Raw genomic sequence first — 19,607 nt, forward strand, 5'->3', positions numbered from 1 at the left:
GTTAACGCTAATCATTCGCCTTTTAACCGTCAACGTTGAATTGCCGAAATTCAGTCTTATCAGCTATATCTTATTACAGTCATAGTCTTTGTATGGCTTTTCTTGATCTCCCGCATCTTGTAGAATGCGCACCATAAATCCCCAACAACATTGGGATAACCCGATCTGATTCACCATGACGCTGCTGGCCCTCGGAATAAATCATAAAACGGCACCTGTTGCCCTACGCGAACGCGTTACCTTCTCGCCGGATACGCTGGACGAGGCTTTAAATAGCCTGCTGGCGCAGCCGATGGTGCAGGGGGGCGTCGTGCTGTCTACCTGTAACCGCACGGAACTTTATCTTAGCGTAGAAGAGCAGGAAAACCTGCAGGAGCGTCTGGTGCAGTGGCTGTGCGAATACCACAACCTGCGCGAAGACGAAGTGCGTAAAAGCCTGTACTGGCATCAGGGCAATGCCGCCGTGAGCCATCTGATGCGCGTCGCCAGCGGACTTGATTCGCTGGTGCTGGGCGAGCCGCAGATCCTGGGGCAGGTGAAAAAAGCCTTCGCGGATTCCCAGCGCGGCCATTCGCTCTCCAGCGAACTGGAGCGCATGTTTCAGAAAACTTTCTCTGTCGCCAAACGGGTGCGCACGGAAACGGAGATCGGCGCCAGCGCCGTCTCGGTCGCCTTCGCCGCCTGTACGCTGGCGCGCCAGATTTTCGAGTCGCTTTCAACCGTGAACGTGCTGCTGGTCGGCGCGGGCGAAACCATCGAACTGGCAGCGCGCCATCTGCGCGAGCATAACGTCAAAAAATTGATTATCGCCAACCGCACCCGCGAACGCGCGCAGCTGCTTGCCGATGAGGTGGGAGCGGAAGTGATCGGCCTGACGGAGATCGACACTCGCCTGGCGGAAGCGGACATTATTATCAGCTCCACCGCCAGTCCGCTGCCGATCATTGGCCGCGGCATGGTTGAGCGGGCGCTGAAGGCGCGCCGCAATCAGCCGATGCTGCTGGTGGATATCGCCGTGCCGCGCGACGTGGAGCCGGAGGTCGGCAAGCTCGCCAACGCTTATCTCTACAGCGTGGACGATCTGCAGGCGATCATCGAAAACAATATGGCGCAGCGTAAAGCGGCGGCGGTGCAGGCGGAAACCATCGTGGCTCAGGAGAGCAGCGAGTTTATGGCCTGGCTGCGCGCGCAGAGCGCCGTCGAAACCATCCGCGACTACCGCGATCAGGCCAGCCAGATACGCGCTGAGCTGGAGGCCAAAGCGCTGGCCGCATTGCAGCAGGGCGCGGATGCGGAGGCGGTGCTGCACGATCTGGCCCATAAGCTGACCAACCGGCTGATTCACGCCCCTACCAAATCCCTGCAGCAGGCCGCACGCGACGGCGACACCGAACGCCTGCAAATCCTGCGTGACAGCCTCGGGCTGGACTAGATAATTCCTATACCAATACAGGGTAAACCATACCAGATGAAGACTTCTATTGTTGCCAAACTGGAAGCCTTGCAGGAGCGCCACGAAGAAGTGGAAGCGATGCTCGGCGACGCCAGCGTCATCGCTGAACAGGAGCGTTTCCGCGCGCTGTCGCGTGAATATGCGCAGCTGACCGACGTTAGCCAGTGTTTCCGTCAGTGGCAGCAGGTGCAGGAAGATATCGCCACCGCCGAGCAGATGCTCAGCGACGCGGAAATGCGCGACATGGCGATGGACGAGCTGAAAACGGCGCGCGCGCAGAGCGAACAGCTGGAGCAACAGCTGCAGGTGCTGCTGCTGCCGAAAGATCCTGACGACGAACGCGACTGCTTTGTGGAAGTGCGCGCCGGCGCGGGCGGCGACGAAGCGGCGATTTTCGCCGGCGACCTGTTCCGCATGTACAGCCGTTACGCGGAAGCGCGCCGTTGGCGCGTTGAAATGATCAGCGCCAGTGAAGGGGAACATGGCGGCTACAAAGAGGTGATCGCCCGCGTGAGCGGCGACGGCGCCTACGGCCGACTGAAATTTGAATCGGGCGGCCATCGCGTACAGCGCGTGCCGGAAACCGAATCGCAGGGGCGCATTCATACCTCCGCCTGTACCATCGCGGTGATGCCGGAGCTGCCGGAGGCGGAAATGCCCGATATCAACCCCGGCGACCTGAAGATCGATACCTTCCGCTCCTCCGGCGCGGGCGGCCAGCACGTCAACACCACCGATTCCGCTATCCGCATCACCCATCTGCCGACCGGCATCGTGGTAGAGTGCCAGGATGAGCGCTCGCAGCATAAAAACAAAGCCAAAGCGCTCTCGGTGCTGGGCGCGCGTATTCATGCCGCCGAAATGGCGAAGCGCCACGCGGAAGAGGCTTCCACGCGCCGCAACCTGCTGGGCAGCGGCGATCGTTCCGACCGCATCCGCACCTACAACTTTCCGCAGGGCCGCGTGACCGACCACCGCATCAACCTGACGCTTTATCGTCTGGACGAAGTGATGGAAGGGAAGCTGGATATGCTGATTGAACCTATCGTGCAGGAGCATCAGGCCGATCAGCTGGCTGCGCTTGCCGGGCAGGATTAATGGATATTCGCAGCTGGTTGAAAGCCGCCTGCGCCACGCTGTGCGGCGGCGAAAGTCCGAAGCGCGACGCTGAAGTGCTGCTGTCGTTTGTCACCGGCAAACCGCGCAGCTGGCTGATCGCCTTTGACGACGCGCCGCTCAGCGAAGCGCAATTGGCGCAGCTCAATGTTTTACTGGCTCGTCGCGCCCGCGGCGAGCCAGTGGCGCATCTTACCGGCGAGCGCGAATTTTGGTCGCTGCCGCTGACCGTCTCGCCGGTTACGCTTATCCCCCGTCCCGATACCGAAATCCTCGTTGAACAGGCGTTGGCGCGCCTGCCTGACCACGCGGTCGATATTCTCGATCTCGGCACCGGCACCGGCGCCGTGGCGCTGGCGCTGGCCAGCGAACGTCCTGACTGTCGGCTGGTGGGCGTCGATCGGGTGCCGGAGGCGGTGACGCTGGCGCAGCACAACGCGCGTAAGCTCGGCATCGACAATGCGACTTTCTTAACCAGCGACTGGCTCAGCGCGCTGGCGGAGAGGCGCTTTACGATGATTGTCAGCAATCCGCCCTATATCGACGCCGCCGACGCGCATTTGCAGCAGGGCGACGTGCGCTTTGAGCCGCTCAGCGCGCTGGTGGCGCCGGAAGAGGGATTAGCGGATATCCGCCATATCGCAGAGGCTGCGCGCCGTTATTTACTGCCGGGCGGCTGGTTAATGCTGGAGCATGGCTGGCAACAGGGCGAAGCAGTGCGTAATATTCTCGCTGCCCATGATTATCAGGCAGTAGCAACCTGCCAGGACTATGCGGGTCACGATCGCGTGACTCTCGGCACATATTAACAGGGAGAGCATCATGGCTGCTTACTACGGCGTGATTAAACACCTTCACCTGCTTACCGTCGCGATTACGGTAACGCTGTTTATCCTGCGTTTTATCTGGCTGCAAAGCGGCTCGGCGATGATGACGCGGCGTTGGGTACGCATCGTGCCCCATATCAACGATACGCTACTGTTTGTGACCGGCATCTGCCTGGTAATAATTACCCATTTTTATCCGTTCACGCCGCAGGGTAACTGGCTGACGGAGAAGCTGTTTGGCGTTATTATCTATGTCGCCCTGGGCGTTGTGGCTTTCGGCCGTCGCCCGCGTGAGGCTAAAGTACGCTGGATTGCCTTTATCGTGGCGCTGGCGGTGCTGGGCATCATTATTAAGCTGGCCGTCACCAAACTGCCGCTTTTGGGGATTGTATGACATCAGTAGCAAATATCGATTTTAGCGAAGCGCCGCTCTGTGAAATGGTGATCGCCACGTCGCGCGCCATCCGTAACGACTTTCCGGCGGATGCGGTCAATGCGCAGCTGCAGGCGCTGGTCGAAGAGGCGCGCGACTACGTCTCGTCGGTGGACGGGCCGGATCTCCGGCTGGAAAAGCTGCTGGAGCTGTTTTATAAAAAGTGGAAATTCGGCGGCGCCAGCGGCGTCTACAAACTGTCGGACGTGCTCTGGCTGGATAACGTATTGAACACCCGCCAGGGCACGGCGGTTTCGCTTGGCGTAGTACTGCTGCATATCGCGCACCAGCTCGATCTGCCGCTGATGCCGGTGATTTTCCCGACGCAGCTTATTCTGCGCGCCGACTGGATGGATGGCGAAATGTGGCTGATCAATCCGTTCAACGGCGAAACGCTCAGCGAACATACGCTGGAAGTCTGGCTGAAAGGCAATATCAGCCCCACCGCAGAGCTGTATGAAGAGGATCTGGACGAGGCGGAGCCTTCCACCGTTATCCGCAAAATGCTGGATACGCTGAAAACGGCGCTGATGGAAGAGAAGCATATGGAGCTGGCGCTGAACGTTTGCAATCTGCTGCTGGAAATCGATCCCGACGACCCATATGAAATCCGCGATCGGGGGCTGATTTACGCCCAGCTGGACTGTGAGCATGTCGCCCTGACCGACCTGATCTATTTTGTCGAGCAGTGCCCGGAAGATCCGGTCAGTGAAATGATTAAGGTTCAGATTCACTCAATTGAACAGAAACAGGTGACGCTGCATTGAGCAGCGTCTCCCTTCAATAAAAAGGCGAAGGCATGAAAGAAAAAGTTGTCAGCATCGGTGATATTCAGGTCGCCAACGATCTGCCGTTTGTACTCTTTGGTGGAATGAACGTACTGGAATCGCGCGATCTGGCTATGCGCATCTGCGAGCACTACGTTAACGTGACCAATAAACTGGGTATCCCGTACGTATTCAAAGCCTCTTTCGATAAAGCGAACCGTTCCTCTATTCACTCCTACCGCGGCCCAGGCCTGGAAGAGGGCATGAAGATTTTCCAGGAGCTGAAGCAGACTTTCGGCGTGAAAATCATTACTGACGTTCACGCGCCGGAGCAGGCGCAGCCGGTGGCGGACGTCGTGGACGTCATCCAGCTGCCCGCCTTCCTGGCGCGTCAGACCGACCTGGTAGAAGCGATGGCGAAAACCGGCGCGGTGATTAATGTGAAGAAACCACAGTTCGTCAGCCCTGGGCAGATGGGCAATATCGTTGAGAAATTCGCCGAAGGCGGCAACGATAAGGTGATTCTGTGCGATCGCGGCGCGAACTTCGGCTACGACAACCTGGTTGTGGATATGCTGGGCTTTAACGTGATGAAGAAAGTCTCCAACAACAGCCCGGTGATTTTTGACGTGACGCATGCGCTGCAAACGCGCGATCCGTTCGGCGCCGCGTCCGGCGGTCGTCGCGCCCAGGTGGCGGAACTGGCGCGCGCGGGGATGGCGGTGGGCATCGCCGGTCTGTTTATCGAAGCGCACCCGGATCCGGCCAATGCGAAATGCGACGGCCCGTCCGCGCTGCCGCTCGACAAACTGGAGCCTTTCCTGGTGCAGATGAAAGCGATCGACGATCTGGTGAAAAGTTTCCCGGCGCTCGATACCAGCAGCTAAGCCTCTGGCTGGCGCAATAAAAAAAGCAGCGGGGTTGCTCCGCTGCTTTTTTTTTATCCTGACATTTGACGGAAATCACCCGTAAAAGCGAGAAAAGGCGTATTTCTCCGTGAGGTGCTTCCATGACGCCGCTGACGCCTGCGCGTAAAAAGGCGGCGGGAGCGTTACAGCATAATGGTCATCAAATAGCCGACGAACAGCGCCAGGTGGGCCGCCCCGTTCAGCACATTAGTGCGCCCGGTCGAGAACGAAATATTACACAGGATCAGCACTGCGCTCATCATTACCATATGTGGCGGTTCCAGACCAAAAATCAGCTCCTGTCCGGTCAGGGCGGCGATCAGCGTGACCGTCGGCACCGTTAAGGAGATTGTCGCCAGCACCGAGCCGAAAAAGAGGTTCATCGCGCGCTGCACCTGATTGGCCAGCACCGCTTTTATCGCGCCCAGCCCTTCCGGCGAGAGGATCAGCAGCGCGACCAGGAAACCGGTGAACTGTTGCGGCGCGTTCAGCTCGGTCAGCAGATGCTCCAGCGGCCCCGCATTCATTTTCGTGACGCTAATTACCGCCACCAGATGAATCAGCAGCCAGAAAGTATGCCACAGGCTGCTGTGCGCCGAAGGCTTGCCGTGATGCGGATCGCCGTCGTCGCTTTCATCTTCATGCTCGTAAACAAACAGGCTCTGGTGCGTTTTAGTTTGGATCAGCAGGAACACGCCATACATCGCTGCTGAAATCGCGGAGATCATCAGCGCCTGAGCGGTGGTGAAGTTGCCGTTCGGCAGGGCGTTAGGGAAAACCAGCACCAGAATGGCCAGTGGGAAGATAGCGATCAGATACTGCTTTACCCCGGCGAGATTCACATACTGCGTGGCGAATTTGCGACCGCCCAGCAGCAGCGCAAAGCCCACGAGACCTGCCGTCACGATCATAATGATAGAGTAGAGCGTATCGCGCATCAGCGCGGGCGCGGCGCCGCCGGTCGCCATCAGCGCGGAAATCAGGCTGACCTCCAGAATCACCACCGACAGGCTTAAAATCAACGAGCCGTACGGCTCTCCCAGCCGGTGCGCCAGCACGTCGGCGTGGCGAACGACGCTAAAGGCGCTGCTGAGGATGCCGACCAGCGCCAGCAGGTTAATGGCGACCACCAGCGGCATTGAGGTGGTATCGCCGTAAAACCACAGGACGGCCAGCGCCGCCAGAGGAAAAAAGAGCGAATATTCGGTATGGCGGGTTTTTTTGCTGTCATGCGTCCCCATAGGCAACGTTCTCCTGTCTGTTGCATTACATCCTGAATTACAGAAATCTCATTGCGGATCCCTAAAGATTAAGTGCTGTTATTATTTTCACCAGCGCGCACAGTTTAGCCAGCTGAAATAAATCCGCATGTTATTTTACTTTATTTTACTTATACGCTGAAAAAGGATGAAGTGGCGCAATAAACACAATAAATTAAATAAATGCCTCATTTATCAATTTATTATTTTCTCTCTTCTTTAAGTAAAGGCCGCGTTAAGGCCGCTTTTTTTCTGAGAAACCATGCTTTTCCGTAGGGGATTTTATCGTTTCGACGTCATGTAAGCGGCTAATGGCACTGGCGAAATATCGCCGCTGAGCCACACTTTATCTGTACGAAAAAAGGAGGAGCTATGCCCTACAAAGATCGAAGTTCACTGCCCGATAACGTGAAAAACGTTTTGCCGGCGCACGCGCAGGATATTTATATGGCCGCGTTCAACAGCGCCTGGGATGAATATCAAGATAAGAAAGAGCGTCGGGGCGACGAATCGCGGGAAGAGGTGGCGCACAAAGTGGCCTGGGCGGCCGTAAAAAGCAAATATGAAAAGGGTGACGACGATAAGTGGCATCCTAAAAAGTAGCCTCTGGGCCGGGCGCGTCGGTGGCCGTACCAGACGCGTCCGACATAGCGGTGCGCCAGGCGTGCGCCCGCGCATTTTCTGCAAAAATTCCCCTTAAATCACTCAAGAGTTGCCTTGAACCGCCGATGCTTTTTATAGCGTCATTTCCTTTTGTGATCGGTTTCACACTTGAAGGCGAGAGCAAAAATGAATAAGGTCATTTAACGTTAGCGAAACGACAGATAAGCCAGCGTTCTGGCTGAGGATAGCGTCTGTTCGTCACCGGGACGTGGTGATGCGGTTGAGGAGGCAAGGTTGTTAACACGCGAATTCTTATTAAAAGCAGACTGTAAAACCGCTTTTGGCGAGATTGAAGAGTCGCTGTTATGGACCTGTGAGCAGCGCGCGGCATCGCTGGCGGCGACGCTGGCCTGTCGGCCTGATAACAGTCCGGTATGGATTTTTGGCTATGGTTCCCTGATGTGGAATCCGGTATTTGAAGCGGAGGAAATCGCCGCCGCCACGCTGCCGGGTTGGCATCGCGCTTTTTGCCTGCGCCTGACGGCGGGACGCGGCACGGCGCAGCAGCCAGGCCGCATGCTGGCGTTGAAAGAGGGCGGCACCACCACCGGGCTCGCTTTTCGCCTGCCGGACGATCGATTGCATGAGGAGCTGGAGCTGTTATGGAAGCGTGAGATGGTCACCGGCTGCTATCTGCCCAGCTGGCGCGAGCTGACGCTCAACGACGGCCGTCAGGTGACGGCGCTGGTGTTTGTTATGGACCCGCGTCATCCGCTTTATGAGTCCGATACCTGCACCCGGACCATCGCGCCGCTGATTGCGCGCGCCAGCGGTCCGCTGGGCACTAACGCGCAGTACCTCTTTTCACTGGCGCAGGAGCTGAACCGACGCGGCATGGAAGACGCGGCGCTGACCGATCTGGCGGAGCAGGTGCGGGAATTACAGGTTTGCCATCATCATTTGCAGGGCTAAAAAAGCCGCCCGGGAAGGGCGGCGAACAGACCTTTACTTATCGCCGCGAGGCGGGTTGATCAGCCAGGTCCCGGCGCGATTAATCTCCAGCTGCTGGGCATGGACGCCGTCCTGCTGCTGCACCTCGATGCGGTAATTACCGGCGGCCAGGTTCAGCGAGGCATAGCCGTTATTGCTCGGCTTCACGTCCAGCACCTCTCCGTTCAGCTTCACCGTTTCATTACTGCGCAAACGCAGATAGACGGTCGCCAGCGTCGGCCCGTTGCCCTGCGGCGGCGAGGTTTGCGTAGCGGCAGGCTGGGCTTTGACGGCCGTGGCGGCGGGCTGCGTCTGCTTATCGCCGCTATTGAGCAGCACGGCAATGGCGATCGCCGCCAGCAGAGCGCCGCCGCTCAGCAAAATCAGCGGCAGTGAAAGGCGGCGCGGCGGGCGCGTAGTGAGCGGCTCGGCGCTGGCGGCGCCATGGTTGACCGCCAGCACCACCGGCTCCGGCGTTGTCTCGATCGGCTCTGGCTCCGGCGCTTTCTCCTGCGCGACGCTGACCGCGCTCACCAGTTCCTGCACATCGCTGACCGGTAGCGAGATCAGCGTCGCCAGCTCATCAATGGACTGCGGACGTTCGGCAGGCTTCATCTTCAGCGCGCGATCCACCGCATGCAACAGCGAAAGCGAGTAGCCGGCGGGCTGACGCTGCGCCAGCGGTTGATAGTGATCCTCAATGCAGCGCACCACGCTGGCTGGCGGCGGACTGCCGGTAATCAGCGTGTGCAATACCGCGCCAAGCGCGTAGATATCGGTCCATGGCCCCTGTTCGTTGTCAGCCTCTTCGCTGTACTGCTCTATCGGCGCATAGCCGGGCTTCAGCATAATCTCCGTCTCATCGGAGAGGTTGCCGATCTCCTTGCGCGCTGACCCGAAATCGAGCAGCACCGGCAGCTGGTTATCCTGGATCTGAATATTGTCGAGCGCGATATCGCGATGCAGGTAGCCTGCCTGATGAATCGTGCTGATGGCGCCGAACAGCGGCGGCAGCAGCTGACGAATCCAGGCTTCATTAATCGTATCGGGATGCTGCTGTTGCCACGCCTTCAACGACATGCCGCTGTACCATAGCGTGCCCATATAGGCGGTGCCGTTTTCTTCCCAGAAGCGCAGCACATGCAGCAGACCGGGATGGTTAAAGCGCGCCAGCAGGCGCGCCTCCTGAATAAAGCTGTTCAGCCCGGCGTTAAACAGTTTGCCGAAGCGTTCGCTGCGCAGGCCCAGCGAGAGATCGTCATTACGTACCGCCAGCGACGCGGGCATATACTCTTTAATGGCGATGGTGCGCTCCAGCAGATGATCCCAGGCGCGGTAGACGATGCCGAAACCGCCGCCGCCAATCACATCCTTGATTTCAAACTCATTGAACCGGTGGCCCGCCGGCAGGGCGCCAACCACCATATTCTGTTCTTCTTTTGCCGACATAGTTGCCACTCTCTGAGCGTTTACGGCCTGTTTACTGCAGGCACGCGCCTGCGTTTAATTTAGGGTGCGGTATGCGCCAATCGCCGGATCGGCGAGATCGGGATGGAGCGCATCCACCAGCATCACGGTAATCTTCTGGCTGGCTGGCAGCTGGCTCGCCCAGGCTTTGCGCGCCGCCTTCACGCGATCCCTTACCGCGCTCAGATCCTGCGCCGCGCTTTTATCCATCTGTATCAGCAGCGTGCCGTTAAAGCGCCAGATGTGCAGCTGGTTATCGAACGGCAGCAGCAGCCAGCTGGCTTCCGCGCTATCCTTCGCGATCACCATGCGCTGATTATTAATGCTGACCACGCTTAGCGTCTTATCGTTAGTCTTCAGCCCGGTCAGGGGATAGCCCTGCCAGAACGTCACCGCCACCGGCTGACTTTTGCCGTTATTGACCAGCGTCAGTTCGCTGTCGCCCTCCAGCCAGCCTTCGGTCGAACAGCTGGCATTGCGGTTATCGGGAATAAACAGCGACTGACCGTCATCGTCCCACCAGGTACGGAAATGGCAGCCGCCCGGCAGCTCAAAATGTTGCAGCGGCTCGCTGTTGGCCGGACGCGACAGATCGAGCGGCGCCGCGTTGTTGGCATTCGCCGCCGCAGTGGCGTCGGCGGTCACCACTGGACGCCAGTTCTGCGCTTTTACCGCGGTGCCGCTGGCCAGCGAAGCGCCCGCCTTATCGGTCATCTCCCACGGCAGCTCCTGTAATTTTCCGCACTGATTGGCGAGCAGGGTACCGACACGCGGTAAAAAAGTCGTTAACACATCGGACGTTTTGCTTTCGCCGGAAACAATACGCAGGTGCAGCGTATCCTGACACCAGTCCTGCGGATCGTTGCTGGCGACATTATCAATAAACACCTCCAGCGCCATGCTGGGGGAGTAGACCACGCGATAATTCTCCGCGCTGGCTGCGGAAGCCAACAAAAGCGTAATTACGCCGGACAACCAGTATTTCATAACGTTCCTTGATGTTAACCGCGAGGCGGCAGCAAGCGTGCCGAATCAGCCAGTGACTGTAATAAAGTGGTTTCCTGAGGCGATCCGATCCAGATGGCGACCGCGCTCAGATTGTCATTTTTCCGCGTCCTGTCAACGGCCTGCTGCATCAGGGTCAACCACTCTTCGCAACTGTTCACCATCCGCAGCGCCTGTTCCATCTCGGCGACGGCCAGATGAAGCCAGAAACCGTCGCTGCAGACCAGAAAAGCATCGCCATCCTCCAGCGCGACTACGTCGCTGTAGCTGGCCTCGCGCATCGTTTCGGCGCCGAGCGCATTATAGAGTAAATTACTGTTAATGCCGGTATTTTCATAACCGGCATCCTTCATTCTCTGCGCCAGGCTATGGTCGCGCGTCACCTGTTTCAGGTAGCCGCGACGGAAGTGATAAATACGGCTATCGCCCGCGTGCGCCCACCAGGCGAGCTGTTGCTCCCGGTCGATAAACAGCGCCGCAAGAGTGGTGCTCATACGCTGCAGTTTCGGATTAATCTGCTGCGCTTCGCGGATGGCGCGATCGCTCTTTTCGATCGCCTGACGACTGTCGTCGGCGCTGAAGCGATCGGTGGTCGCCAGCGTTTCCAGCAGCGTATCGCAGGCGATATGCGCCGCCTGCTCGCCGCCGGGCAGACCCGCTACGCCGTCGCACACCACAAAGCAGGCGTTGCGGTCGGTAAGTCTGTGTCCGACCCGGTCCTGATTATGGCTGCGCTCGCCCTGTTGCGAGGTAATGGCAAAGGCGATATTCATTCGTTCTCCATCCGCATTTGAGAATCTTTATACTGGTTTACTTCCATATCATAGGCGTGCAGGAAGGCTTCGCCGAACAGTGAATGGAAATCGTCCTCCAGCTCGCCCGCCGTGCGCTGATAGCTGCGCATAAAGTAGTCCCAGAGCGCCGCCTTGCGGTGCGGGGTAAAGCGCATTTTCGGCAGCTGTCCTTCCTGGCGCGCATTCTCCTCCAGGCGCTGCGGGTTAAAGGATTGCAGCATGGCGGCGATAATCGCGCGGATGCCGGCAATCATCCCCAGCTGGTGCGCCTGGAGGTCGACCAGCGCGTCGCGCACCGCCTGTTCCGGCTGCATAAAGCCGGGCATCTGGCTCTGGTACATCTGCATCAGCACCGTTTTGCCGGAGGGCAGAATTTTAAACGGGTTATTCGCCTCATTCAGGATCATGGTCATCTCCGCTTTGACCCCGCGTTTCAGGATGGAACGCGAGGAGAGCAGCGCCACGGTGCCTTGTGAAAACAGGCTGAGCATACGTCCCGTCATGCGCATTTGCTCTTCCGTCAGCCCTTCATTGCCGTGATTATCCAGCCCCATGCCGTCCAGCAGCGCCCGAATCAGCTTTTCATCGCTGGGCGCCTGTTGGTCGCTCCGTTCGCTGTGCTCGGCGCGCTCCACGCGATCGCGCGGTAGCGGATCGATATCCAGGCGCGCGCCGCTGTGGGCACTGGCGCGACCGGCCGCGCTTTCCGGCGACAACGGCTCAAGCGTGGCGGTGGCCACCGGCGCCGCGTCGTTTTGCAGGATGCCGAGCGGATCGCCGCTCAGGCTCTGCTGCTGGAACAGCGACAGCGGATCGAGGCTGCTGGCGAGATTCTCGCTCATCGTTTCATGCTGCGGATCTTTCACTTCAATCTGGTAATCGCCGATGGTCAGCATATCGCCATGATGCAGCGTCACCGGACAATCGCGCTCCAGCGGCTGGCCGTTCAACACTACCGTGGTGACGCTGCCGCGATTGGTAAGGCGACATTCGCCCTGCGCGGAGACATGCACCACCGCCTGCAGGCGCGAAATCGCCCGCGCTTCGTCCGGCAAAACCAGATCGTTATCCTGACTGCGGCCAATGGTGCCGCCGGGCGGTAAAAAATCGACCGTCTGATGGGGCACGCCTGTCTGTTGCACAATGGTAAATCGCATGATGGTTCCTGCATCAAAAGTCGGGATAAAAAGCGCTACTCAAACATCGGTGGATAAAGGCCGTTACGCCCCGGCTGCGCGCCGGCCGCCGGGTTAAACAGCAGGGAAAACAACTGCGCGTTCAGGATGCCGCTGTGCTTGTGAGTGGCATGCGGAAAGCCGTCGCTGCGGTTGCTCCACCAGTAGCTGATAAAGTGCTGCGGATTAAAGCGATCCCCGACTTCGCGCCAGCTCAGCGTACAGGGCAAATCCTGATAGCCGATCACATCCATAATCGGCGAACGCGCTTTTTCCGGCGCGGGCAACGGCGCCAGCGCCAGCAGGTTCTGCTCCAGCGTCTCGACCGCCAGCGGCTCGCGCACCGCCTGCAGCAGACTGGCGCCCAGCTGACGATACCAGTCGCCCGCGATAATCAGCTGCGCCGGATGCCACTGTTCAGGAGTAAAGGTTTTCACCGCCACCAGCGGCCAGATGCGGCCGACGCGATCGCGCGAGGGAAGCAGGCAGCCCATCTGAATGCGCTGAAAACCGGGCGTAACGGGTATCACGAAATTCCACACCGGCGCGCGCAAAAAGGCGTCCGCGTCGGCCGTCTGCTGATGCCACTGCGTGACGCCCTGTTGAAACCAGTTAGACCAGCCGGTGACCAGGCTCTCCGCCAGCCGCCGTTGCAGGAAATCGCCGGTGACCGGTAGTTTGCCATACCAGCCCGGCGCTAATTTCTGCGCCATAACAGTTACCTCACTGATACCGATTGTCCGCCGCTGGAGGTCGGCGCCTCGGCGGCCGCAAACCTGTTGCCGTCACGGCCCGAATCGGCCAGGCTGGCGGCCAGCTTGCGCATCATCAACGCATTGTCGCGTGCGAAAGGCGACGACTGAATCTGGCGATCCAACAGCTGGCTGAGATGCCAGTCAAGCTGCTGCAGATCGTGCGTGGTGACGCTGGCAGGCAGGGTCCGCTGTAAGTTTTGCATCAGCCAGCCGCGCAGGAATTCGCCATCATAGTTGCGCGGCTGATAGAGCATCTGGTAGGCGCGCAGCGCATTGCGGCTGAATTCGCTGTCGCCGCCCTTATCGCTGCCCAGAATGCGCGTGATTTCCTGTGCCACGCGCGGCAGCAGCAGCGATTTCAGCGCATTCTGATACAGCACCCAGGCGGCGTCGCTCACCTGATCGCCGCGGTAAAGCCCGGCGCGCATGCTGAGCGGCGGATTGTCGAGCGAAAAGCTCTCCACCTGCGGCAAATTCACCAGGCTGTTCAGATAGGGTAGCAGATCGAAAATGGTGCCGGTGTTTTGCCGGGCAAGTTCCGCCCCCTGGCGCGTCAACGGTGGAACACGTTCGGCAATCTGCTGTAAATAGTGCTGGTTTTGATAATAACTGGTGAACCAGAAGCCGCAGGCCAGCACCAGCGCAGCGGCCATCGTGCCGTAGCTGAACCAGTGCAGCAGGCGATTGCGCTCTTCCCAGCGGCTGTCGCTGCCCGCCAGGCCGCTCTCTTCAAAAATCAAATCGCTCAGCAGATGGCGAATAAAGTAGCTCTGTCCCTTGTTGCCGGGGATTGGCGCGGCGCGATTAACGCTGTCCCAGGCGGCGATGGAGTGCTCGCCGGTGCGCGGCAGTTGCAGCTTGCGCGTCAGCTGACCCATGATGCGATCGAACGGCAGGCCTTCCTGCGTGCCGCTGGTGAAGAACAGGCCGCGCGGCGACCAGCCGACCGCGCCGCCGACCGGCGCGAAGACGATCTCAAGATATTCCGCCAGCAGCGGACGCAGCGAGGCGAACTCCTGTGGAAAGAGGAAGCAGTCGGCGCGCTGCACTAAATCGTTCTGCTGGTCCATGCGGTGCGCCACGTCGCGCTGCAATTGCTGCTGCAACAGGGTGAACTGCTGTTCAAAATGGGCGTTCAGCGGCTGGTTGGCTTCGCGTCCCGGCTCCCAGGGGAAAGTAAAACCCCAGATGCGGTCGCGCTGCTGCTTATCCAGCGTGGCGAAATAGCCCATAAAGCCTTTCAGCAGGTCGGTTTTGGTCACCATGATATAGACCGGGAATTGAATTCCGGTGTGCTGGTGCAGCTCCTGCATGCGCTGCCGCAGCGCGGTGGCCTGGGCGTAGCGCGCCTCCGGCGCGTCGCTGAGCAGATCGGCGACGCTGATGGTCATGATCACGCCATTGACCGGCTGACGCGCGCGATAGCGCTTCAACAGAGCGATAAAGGTTTGCCATTCGCTGGCGTCGCGGGCGCGCTGGCTCTCCTGCAACGTATAGCGTCCTGCGGTATCCAGCAGCACCGCGCGGTCGGTAAACCACCAGTCGCAATGGCGCGTGCCGCCAATGCCGCGCACGGCGCTTTTGCCGAGGCTGTCGGTCAGCGGGAACTCCAGCCCGGAGTTGAGCAGGGCGGTGGTTTTACCGGCGCCCGGCGCGCCGACGATCACATACCAGGGAAGTTGATAGATCCAGGGGGCGCTGTAGCGCTGTAAGCGTCCGCCGCGACGGCGGCCGAACTGCGTTTTTTTCAGCAGCGTCATCGCTTCGTTAAAGCGATCGGTCAGCATATTTTCCGTGGCCTGCTGCTCTGCCGGATCGAGCGCCGCCTGCTGTTGCAGGTTGGTCAAAAGGCGACTATTAAACCAGGCGTTATAAAGCCGCGGTATCAGTTGCAGCAGTATCCACAGGAAATAGCCGAGACCGATCGCCAGCTGGCGGTTAAACACCGACTCCAGCGGACGGCTGTTGCCGATGGTCAGCAATGGGCCGACAATCCAGATCAGGCAGGCGAAGGCGCTGATGCTGATAAATCCCCAGGCCAGACGGCTGGCGAACAGCGGGGGCCAAACCTTCTTCATTACGGCGTCTCCTTTTGCGCATGGTTGACCGGCGCCGGAGCGGCGAACAGGGTAATTTCGATACGGCGGTTGCGGGCGCGGTTCTCTTCGCTGTCGTTGGGCAGCAGCGGATCGCTGTCGCCGCGTCCCTCCGCTTTAATCTGGCGGCCCGGCGGCAGTTGCTGATCGAGCAGGGCGCCGATCGCTTTGGCGCGCGCCAGCGAGAATTCATAGCTGGAGGAGAAGCGACTATTGCGTGACGCGCGGTTATCGGTATAGGCCGAGACCAGCACCGTGCCTTTGATATCCTGCATCGCGGCGGCAACGCGCATCAACAGCGCGCGTCCGACGCTGTTCAGCGCAGTAGCGCCGGGATCGAACAGTTTATCCGCAGGCAGAATGATTTTGCTGCCAAACGGGCCGTCGCTCACCTCCAGCTGTCCGGCGGCCAGCACGTCGCTGAGACGCTGACGCAGATTAAGCAGCGACTGCGGCGTATCGGCTGTACGTGACAGTGTCACTTCAGGCAGCGGCGCCTGATAGATGGCGCGCAGCAGTGGTTCCGCCTGATTGCCCAGCCGCCAGTTCAGTCCGCTGTAGATCAGGCTGGCAATCAGCGCGGTCATAATAAGGCAGGCCCATATCGGCACCGGCGGGCGCCAGAATTGACTGGCGAGCGGGCGGGTTTCAATTGTGACGCGGTCGGGCGCGGCGCCGCCCTGACGCGTTTCGTCGATCAGCTGGCCGAGACGGGCAACAATCGTGTCGCGCTGCTGGCGACCATTCTCCATGCCGCGATAGCGGCCTTCATAGCCGAGCAGCAGACAGTAGTGAATCACCTCCAGCAGCGCCAGATGCTGGGCAGGGGTTTGCGAAAGCCGGGAAAGCAGCTGAAAGAATTTTTCGCCGCCCCAGCTTTCGTTATGAAAGGTAACCAGCAGGCCGTTGCCCGACCAGACGCCGCGAATGCCCCAGGGGGTTTGCGCCGCGGCCTCATCAAGCGCGCTGCACAGACAATAACGGGCGCCGATAATGGTTTCAAACGGCAGGCCCGCGCGCTTGCAGCGGTTTTCAAACAGACGCACTTCTTCGACCAGTTGCAGGCGCAGCCCGGCCGGATCGTCATGCGTGGCGGCCATACGAATATGCACAATGCTATTCAACAGCGGCGAAGCCGCTGCCAGTAATATGTTCTCATTGCTCGTGTTGTGTGCGTCACGGGCAGCGTCTACAGGCGTCATTGAATCACATTATTCCAGACTGAAAATATCCCATCTTCAGCAGTAACCGGGAGTTCCTGCCGGACTGCGCGCCGGCAGGCGTTGCTTAATCGAGGATCCAGGTGGCGGTATTCGCTTTGCGACAGGCTTTGCTGGCGCCGCCTACATCAACACAGACCTGCTTACTGGCGCGACGCGGACGCGGACGATCGTTGCGCAGCGCCTCTTCGTAGCGATCGGCGGCGACTCCCGCTTTCATCGGCACGTAGCCGATAAGCTGGGTATCATCCGCGTCGGCGATCGCCAGCCAGTTGTTTTCCACCTTGCCCAGCACCTGGAAATGTTTGCCGTTTTCCAGATAGCGCACCACTTTTCCGCCGTAGTCGGGCGAGGTCATTACGGAGGCGTCGTAGAGCGCGCGCCAGGTCTCATCAACCGGCGTGAACTCCGCGGGCGGATTCACCGCATGACGATGCACCAGCGTCACGCCGTTGACGGTGCTGCTGACCAGCGTATCGTCATTAACGGGCGGCGGCGGCGGTTTACAGCCGGCGACGGTCAGAACAGCGAGCAATGTCAGCGCGAAACGAATTTTCACTTTGATCCTCACGATCTCATCAGGTTATCTGGACAAAAGCCAGACCGGGTAGCGCAGAAACGCGGCGGGCAAGCCTGACGCTTGCCGGGCTGTGACGCGGCTGGCTGGAAAAAATTGCTCAGATTTACAGAAAGATAAAACCAGGCTCAGTCTACCTGACACTTTTGAGATTTCAAACTATTGCACGGGTCTGTTTCTCATGTTATTTGCCGCCGCGCGCAAGGCGGAACGGCGTTTTATCAGGTAACGCTTTGCGAAGTATAGTCAAGGCGTCAGGCGCAGCGCGGGCTTAATCAGGGGAGTGAAAAAAGTGGACAGAAGAAAAGGCGAGACGGCGATAAAGCGTCCCGACGACGCGGGCGCGTAGTCGGGCCAGTAATTTCAGAATTTACAGACGGAAGTGACCGGCGGTTTCCGCCAGCTCGTTGGCCTGGAACTTCAGCGCGCCGGCGGCAGCGGTTGATTCCACCACCAGTTCGGCGTTCTGCTGCACCATTTCGTCGAGCTTGCCGATCGCCAGATGCACGCCCTGAATGCCGCGCAGCTGCGTTTCGCTGGCGTGGGTGATGCTCTCCATAATATCGGAGACGCTGGCGACGCTGCTGACGATATTGGTCATGCTTTCGCCCGCCATACGCACGTAGCGCGAACCGGCCGCCACGCTCTCCGTGGTGCTGTCGATCAGGGTTTTGATCTCTTTCGCCGCCTGGGCGCTGCGCTGCGCCAGATTACGCACCTCGCCCGCCACTACCGCGAAACCGCGCCCCTGTTCGCCCGCCCGCGCCGCTTCCACCGCCGCGTTCAGCGCCAGAATATTGGTCTGGAAAGCGATGCCGTCGATCACGCTGATAATATCGCCGATTTTACCGGAGGCCTGTTCGATCGTCTCCATGGTGGCGATCACGCTGGAGACCACCTCGCCGCCGCGCCGAGCGGCCTCGGACGCCGAGGCCGCCTGCTGATTGGCCTGCATCGCCGACTGGGTAGAGTCGGTCACCGAATGACTGATGGCGTCCATGGCGCTCACCGTCTCGCGCAGGTTGTTGGCCGCCTGTTCGGTGCGCCCGGAGAGATCGGCGTTGCCGCTGGCGATCTCATTGGCCTCGACCTGCACCGAGGCGCTGGCGTCGCGCAGCTGCGTCATCACCGTCGCCAGCTTGTCGGTAAAGGCGTTAAAGGCGCTGGCGATCTGCGACACCTCATCATGACCGGTTACCGGCAGGCGTTGGGTCAGATCGTCGTCGCCGGAGCTGATGGCGCGCATCGCATCGCGAATAGAGATCAGGCGGCGCATCAGCGCGCCGATCAGCAGGCCGATGATCAGCGCCGCGACCACGACCAGCAGCACCAGCGATACCGCCGAGGTGGAGAGCAGGGAGCGCATCCCGGCGGAGGCTTCATTTTTATCCAACGCCACCACCAGATACCAGTCGGTGCCGTTGACCGGCTTCGCCAGCAGCAGCTTATCCACACCGTTAAGACGTGCCGTCATCGGCTTCTGGCTTGCCAGCAGAGCGGGCACGTCAAGGTCGGGCAGCAGGTTTTTCACCGGCTTCAGCGCCATGCCAGCATCGCTGGTGGTGACGATGGTGCCGTTTTTATCAATCAGCAGGCCGCTGCTGGCGGGCGTCGGCCGGATCGCGCCGACGTTCGCCACCACGCTGTCCATCGCCACGTCGCCTGACAGTACCGCCTGCAATGTACCGTTCTGCACGACCGGCACGGCAAAGGCGACCACCAGCTTGCCGCTGGCGACATCGATATAGGGCGGCGTCACGATCGGTTTGCCCGCCGCCTGCGCCTGCAAATACCACGGACGGCCGGTCGGATCGAAATCGGGCGGAATGCCCGCCGCCTCGGAGAACTTCGCCACTTTGCTGGCATAGCCGGCATAGACGTTGGTAAAGCCGCCCGCCGCGGCGATCTGCTTAAAGGCGGGCACCGGATCGGCGCTGAGCGCTACCGGCGTTAGCGAGGCGATCATCGTCGACTTGCTGCTTACCCATTCGGCAATCGCCGCGTCATGGCTGTTGGTGACCGCTTCCAGCGTATCGGTAATCGCCTGCTGGTTATATTTTTCCGCCACCAGATAGTTGAGCGTGGTGTTGATGATAAGCGCCACCACCACGCTGGCAGTAGTAATGGCGACGAGACGAGCGCGTATTGAAGAGAGCATGGTG

18 protein-coding genes are annotated in these 19,607 nt (G+C 59.6%); 8 read left to right on the forward strand and 10 right to left on the reverse strand.

Annotation, left to right across the window (positions count from 1 at the left end; genetic code table 11):
- The first annotated feature begins 175 nt into the window (after positions 1-175).
- Genes hemA through kdsA form a run of 6 tightly spaced genes read left to right on the forward strand, consistent with a single transcriptional unit; the run spans position 176 to position 5,483 of the window.
- Positions 176-1,432: a glutamyl-tRNA reductase gene (gene hemA / locus C2E16_RS09460; RefSeq protein ID WP_038626467.1), complete on the forward strand. Its 1,257-nt coding sequence runs from the start codon at positions 176-178 to the stop codon at positions 1,430-1,432.
- 36 nt (positions 1,433-1,468) lie between these two features.
- On the forward strand, positions 1,469-2,551 hold the full coding sequence (gene prfA / locus C2E16_RS09465; RefSeq protein WP_038626466.1) for a peptide chain release factor 1: 1,083 nt from the start codon (positions 1,469-1,471) through the stop codon (positions 2,549-2,551).
- Positions 2,551-3,378 (forward strand): peptide chain release factor N(5)-glutamine methyltransferase, encoded by an 828-nt coding sequence (gene prmC, locus C2E16_RS09470; protein ID WP_038626464.1) that lies wholly within the window; start codon positions 2,551-2,553, stop codon positions 3,376-3,378. Before prfA ends, prmC begins: the two co-directional genes overlap by 1 nt.
- Positions 3,379-3,391: 13 nt before the next feature.
- Complete coding sequence (locus C2E16_RS09475) at positions 3,392-3,790, forward strand: SirB2 family protein (RefSeq protein WP_038626462.1); 399 nt, start codon at positions 3,392-3,394, stop codon at positions 3,788-3,790.
- The gene (gene sirB1 / locus C2E16_RS09480) at positions 3,787-4,596 is read left to right on the forward strand and encodes an invasion regulator SirB1 (RefSeq protein WP_084970551.1); all 810 of its coding nucleotides are present in this window, start codon (positions 3,787-3,789) and stop codon (positions 4,594-4,596) included. The genes C2E16_RS09475 and sirB1 overlap by 4 nt, the downstream gene beginning before the upstream one ends.
- Positions 4,597-4,628: 32 nt before the next feature.
- Positions 4,629-5,483, forward strand: coding sequence for a 3-deoxy-8-phosphooctulonate synthase (gene kdsA / locus C2E16_RS09485; RefSeq protein WP_038626460.1), 855 nt, complete (start codon positions 4,629-4,631; stop codon positions 5,481-5,483).
- Positions 5,484-5,647: 164 nt separating this feature from the next.
- On the opposite strand, the gene chaA is transcribed toward kdsA, so the two are convergent.
- Entirely contained in the window at positions 5,648-6,745 is a 1,098-nt protein-coding gene (chaA, locus tag C2E16_RS09490; protein ID WP_038626458.1) for a sodium-potassium/proton antiporter ChaA, read from the reverse strand.
- A gap of 390 nt (positions 6,746-7,135) precedes the next feature.
- On the opposite strand from chaA, the gene chaB reads away from it, so the two are divergent.
- Both chaB and C2E16_RS09500 read left to right on the forward strand, forming a co-directional pair.
- Positions 7,136-7,366 (forward strand): putative cation transport regulator ChaB, encoded by a 231-nt coding sequence (gene chaB, locus C2E16_RS09495; protein ID WP_038626456.1) that lies wholly within the window; start codon positions 7,136-7,138, stop codon positions 7,364-7,366.
- A gap of 294 nt (positions 7,367-7,660) precedes the next feature.
- Entirely contained in the window at positions 7,661-8,338 is a 678-nt protein-coding gene (locus C2E16_RS09500; RefSeq protein WP_038626454.1) for a gamma-glutamylcyclotransferase, read from the forward strand.
- Between the two features lie 33 nt (positions 8,339-8,371).
- On the opposite strand, the gene C2E16_RS09505 is transcribed toward C2E16_RS09500, so the two are convergent.
- The 9 genes from C2E16_RS09505 to C2E16_RS09545 form a co-directional block, all read right to left on the reverse strand.
- Complete coding sequence (locus tag C2E16_RS09505) at positions 8,372-9,805, reverse strand: serine/threonine protein kinase (protein ID WP_038626452.1); 1,434 nt, start codon at positions 9,803-9,805, stop codon at positions 8,372-8,374.
- A 54-nt stretch (positions 9,806-9,859) separates the two neighbouring features.
- Positions 9,860-10,810, reverse strand: a complete 951-nt coding sequence (locus C2E16_RS09510; RefSeq protein WP_038626448.1) for a hypothetical protein — start codon at positions 10,808-10,810, stop codon at positions 9,860-9,862.
- Between the two features lie 14 nt (positions 10,811-10,824).
- A complete protein-coding gene (locus C2E16_RS09515; RefSeq protein WP_038626447.1) occupies positions 10,825-11,601 on the reverse strand; it encodes a PP2C family protein-serine/threonine phosphatase in 777 nt (258 codons plus the stop codon).
- Entirely contained in the window at positions 11,598-12,779 is a 1,182-nt protein-coding gene (gene tagH, locus C2E16_RS09520; protein WP_084970552.1) for a type VI secretion system-associated FHA domain protein TagH, read from the reverse strand. Before tagH ends, C2E16_RS09515 begins: the two co-directional genes overlap by 4 nt.
- Before the next feature lie 35 nt (positions 12,780-12,814).
- Positions 12,815-13,510, reverse strand: a complete 696-nt coding sequence (tagF, locus tag C2E16_RS09525; protein WP_038626445.1) for a type VI secretion system-associated protein TagF — start codon at positions 13,508-13,510, stop codon at positions 12,815-12,817.
- 5 nt (positions 13,511-13,515) lie between these two features.
- Positions 13,516-15,630: a type VI secretion system membrane subunit TssM gene (gene tssM, locus C2E16_RS09530; protein WP_038626444.1), complete on the reverse strand. Its 2,115-nt coding sequence runs from the start codon at positions 15,628-15,630 to the stop codon at positions 13,516-13,518.
- A complete protein-coding gene (gene icmH / locus C2E16_RS09535; protein ID WP_038626443.1) occupies positions 15,630-16,850 on the reverse strand; it encodes a type IVB secretion system protein IcmH/DotU in 1,221 nt (406 codons plus the stop codon). The genes tssM and icmH overlap by 1 nt, the downstream gene beginning before the upstream one ends.
- An 85-nt stretch (positions 16,851-16,935) precedes the next feature.
- Positions 16,936-17,427 carry an SH3 domain-containing protein gene (locus C2E16_RS09540; protein WP_084970553.1) on the reverse strand — a complete coding sequence of 164 codons (492 nt, stop codon included), beginning with the start codon at positions 17,425-17,427 and terminating at the stop codon, positions 16,936-16,938.
- Between the two features lie 388 nt (positions 17,428-17,815).
- Entirely contained in the window at positions 17,816-19,603 is a 1,788-nt protein-coding gene (locus C2E16_RS09545; RefSeq protein WP_084970554.1) for a methyl-accepting chemotaxis protein, read from the reverse strand.
- Positions 19,604-19,607: the final 4 nt, after the last annotated feature.

This window comes from Mixta calida, assembly GCF_002953215.1.
GTDB lineage: Bacteria > Pseudomonadota > Gammaproteobacteria > Enterobacterales > Enterobacteriaceae > Mixta > Mixta calida.

Excerpts from the sequence above, each read along its gene's own strand:
- hemA (WP_038626467.1), top strand. The coding sequence starts at position 176 with ATGACGCTGCTGGCCCTCGGAATAAATCATAAAACGGCACCTGTTGCC.
- prfA (WP_038626466.1), top strand. The coding sequence starts at position 1,469 with ATGAAGACTTCTATTGTTGCCAAACTGGAAGCCTTGCAGGAGCGCCAC.
- prmC (WP_038626464.1), top strand. The coding sequence starts at position 2,551 with ATGGATATTCGCAGCTGGTTGAAAGCCGCCTGCGCCACGCTGTGCGGC.
- C2E16_RS09475 (WP_038626462.1), top strand. The coding sequence starts at position 3,392 with ATGGCTGCTTACTACGGCGTGATTAAACACCTTCACCTGCTTACCGTC.
- sirB1 (WP_084970551.1), top strand. The coding sequence starts at position 3,787 with ATGACATCAGTAGCAAATATCGATTTTAGCGAAGCGCCGCTCTGTGAA.
- kdsA (WP_038626460.1), top strand. The coding sequence starts at position 4,629 with ATGAAAGAAAAAGTTGTCAGCATCGGTGATATTCAGGTCGCCAACGAT.
- chaA (WP_038626458.1), bottom strand. The coding sequence starts at position 6,745 with ATGGGGACGCATGACAGCAAAAAAACCCGCCATACCGAATATTCGCTC.
- chaB (WP_038626456.1), top strand. The coding sequence starts at position 7,136 with ATGCCCTACAAAGATCGAAGTTCACTGCCCGATAACGTGAAAAACGTT.
- C2E16_RS09505 (WP_038626452.1), bottom strand. The coding sequence starts at position 9,805 with ATGTCGGCAAAAGAAGAACAGAATATGGTGGTTGGCGCCCTGCCGGCG.
- C2E16_RS09510 (WP_038626448.1), bottom strand. The coding sequence starts at position 10,810 with ATGAAATACTGGTTGTCCGGCGTAATTACGCTTTTGTTGGCTTCCGCA.
- C2E16_RS09515 (WP_038626447.1), bottom strand. The coding sequence starts at position 11,601 with ATGAATATCGCCTTTGCCATTACCTCGCAACAGGGCGAGCGCAGCCAT.
- tagH (WP_084970552.1), bottom strand. The coding sequence starts at position 12,779 with ATGCGATTTACCATTGTGCAACAGACAGGCGTGCCCCATCAGACGGTC.
- tagF (WP_038626445.1), bottom strand. The coding sequence starts at position 13,510 with ATGGCGCAGAAATTAGCGCCGGGCTGGTATGGCAAACTACCGGTCACC.
- tssM (WP_038626444.1), bottom strand. The coding sequence starts at position 15,630 with ATGAAGAAGGTTTGGCCCCCGCTGTTCGCCAGCCGTCTGGCCTGGGGA.
- icmH (WP_038626443.1), bottom strand. The coding sequence starts at position 16,850 with ATGACGCCTGTAGACGCTGCCCGTGACGCACACAACACGAGCAATGAG.
- C2E16_RS09545 (WP_084970554.1), bottom strand. The coding sequence starts at position 19,603 with ATGCTCTCTTCAATACGCGCTCGTCTCGTCGCCATTACTACTGCCAGC.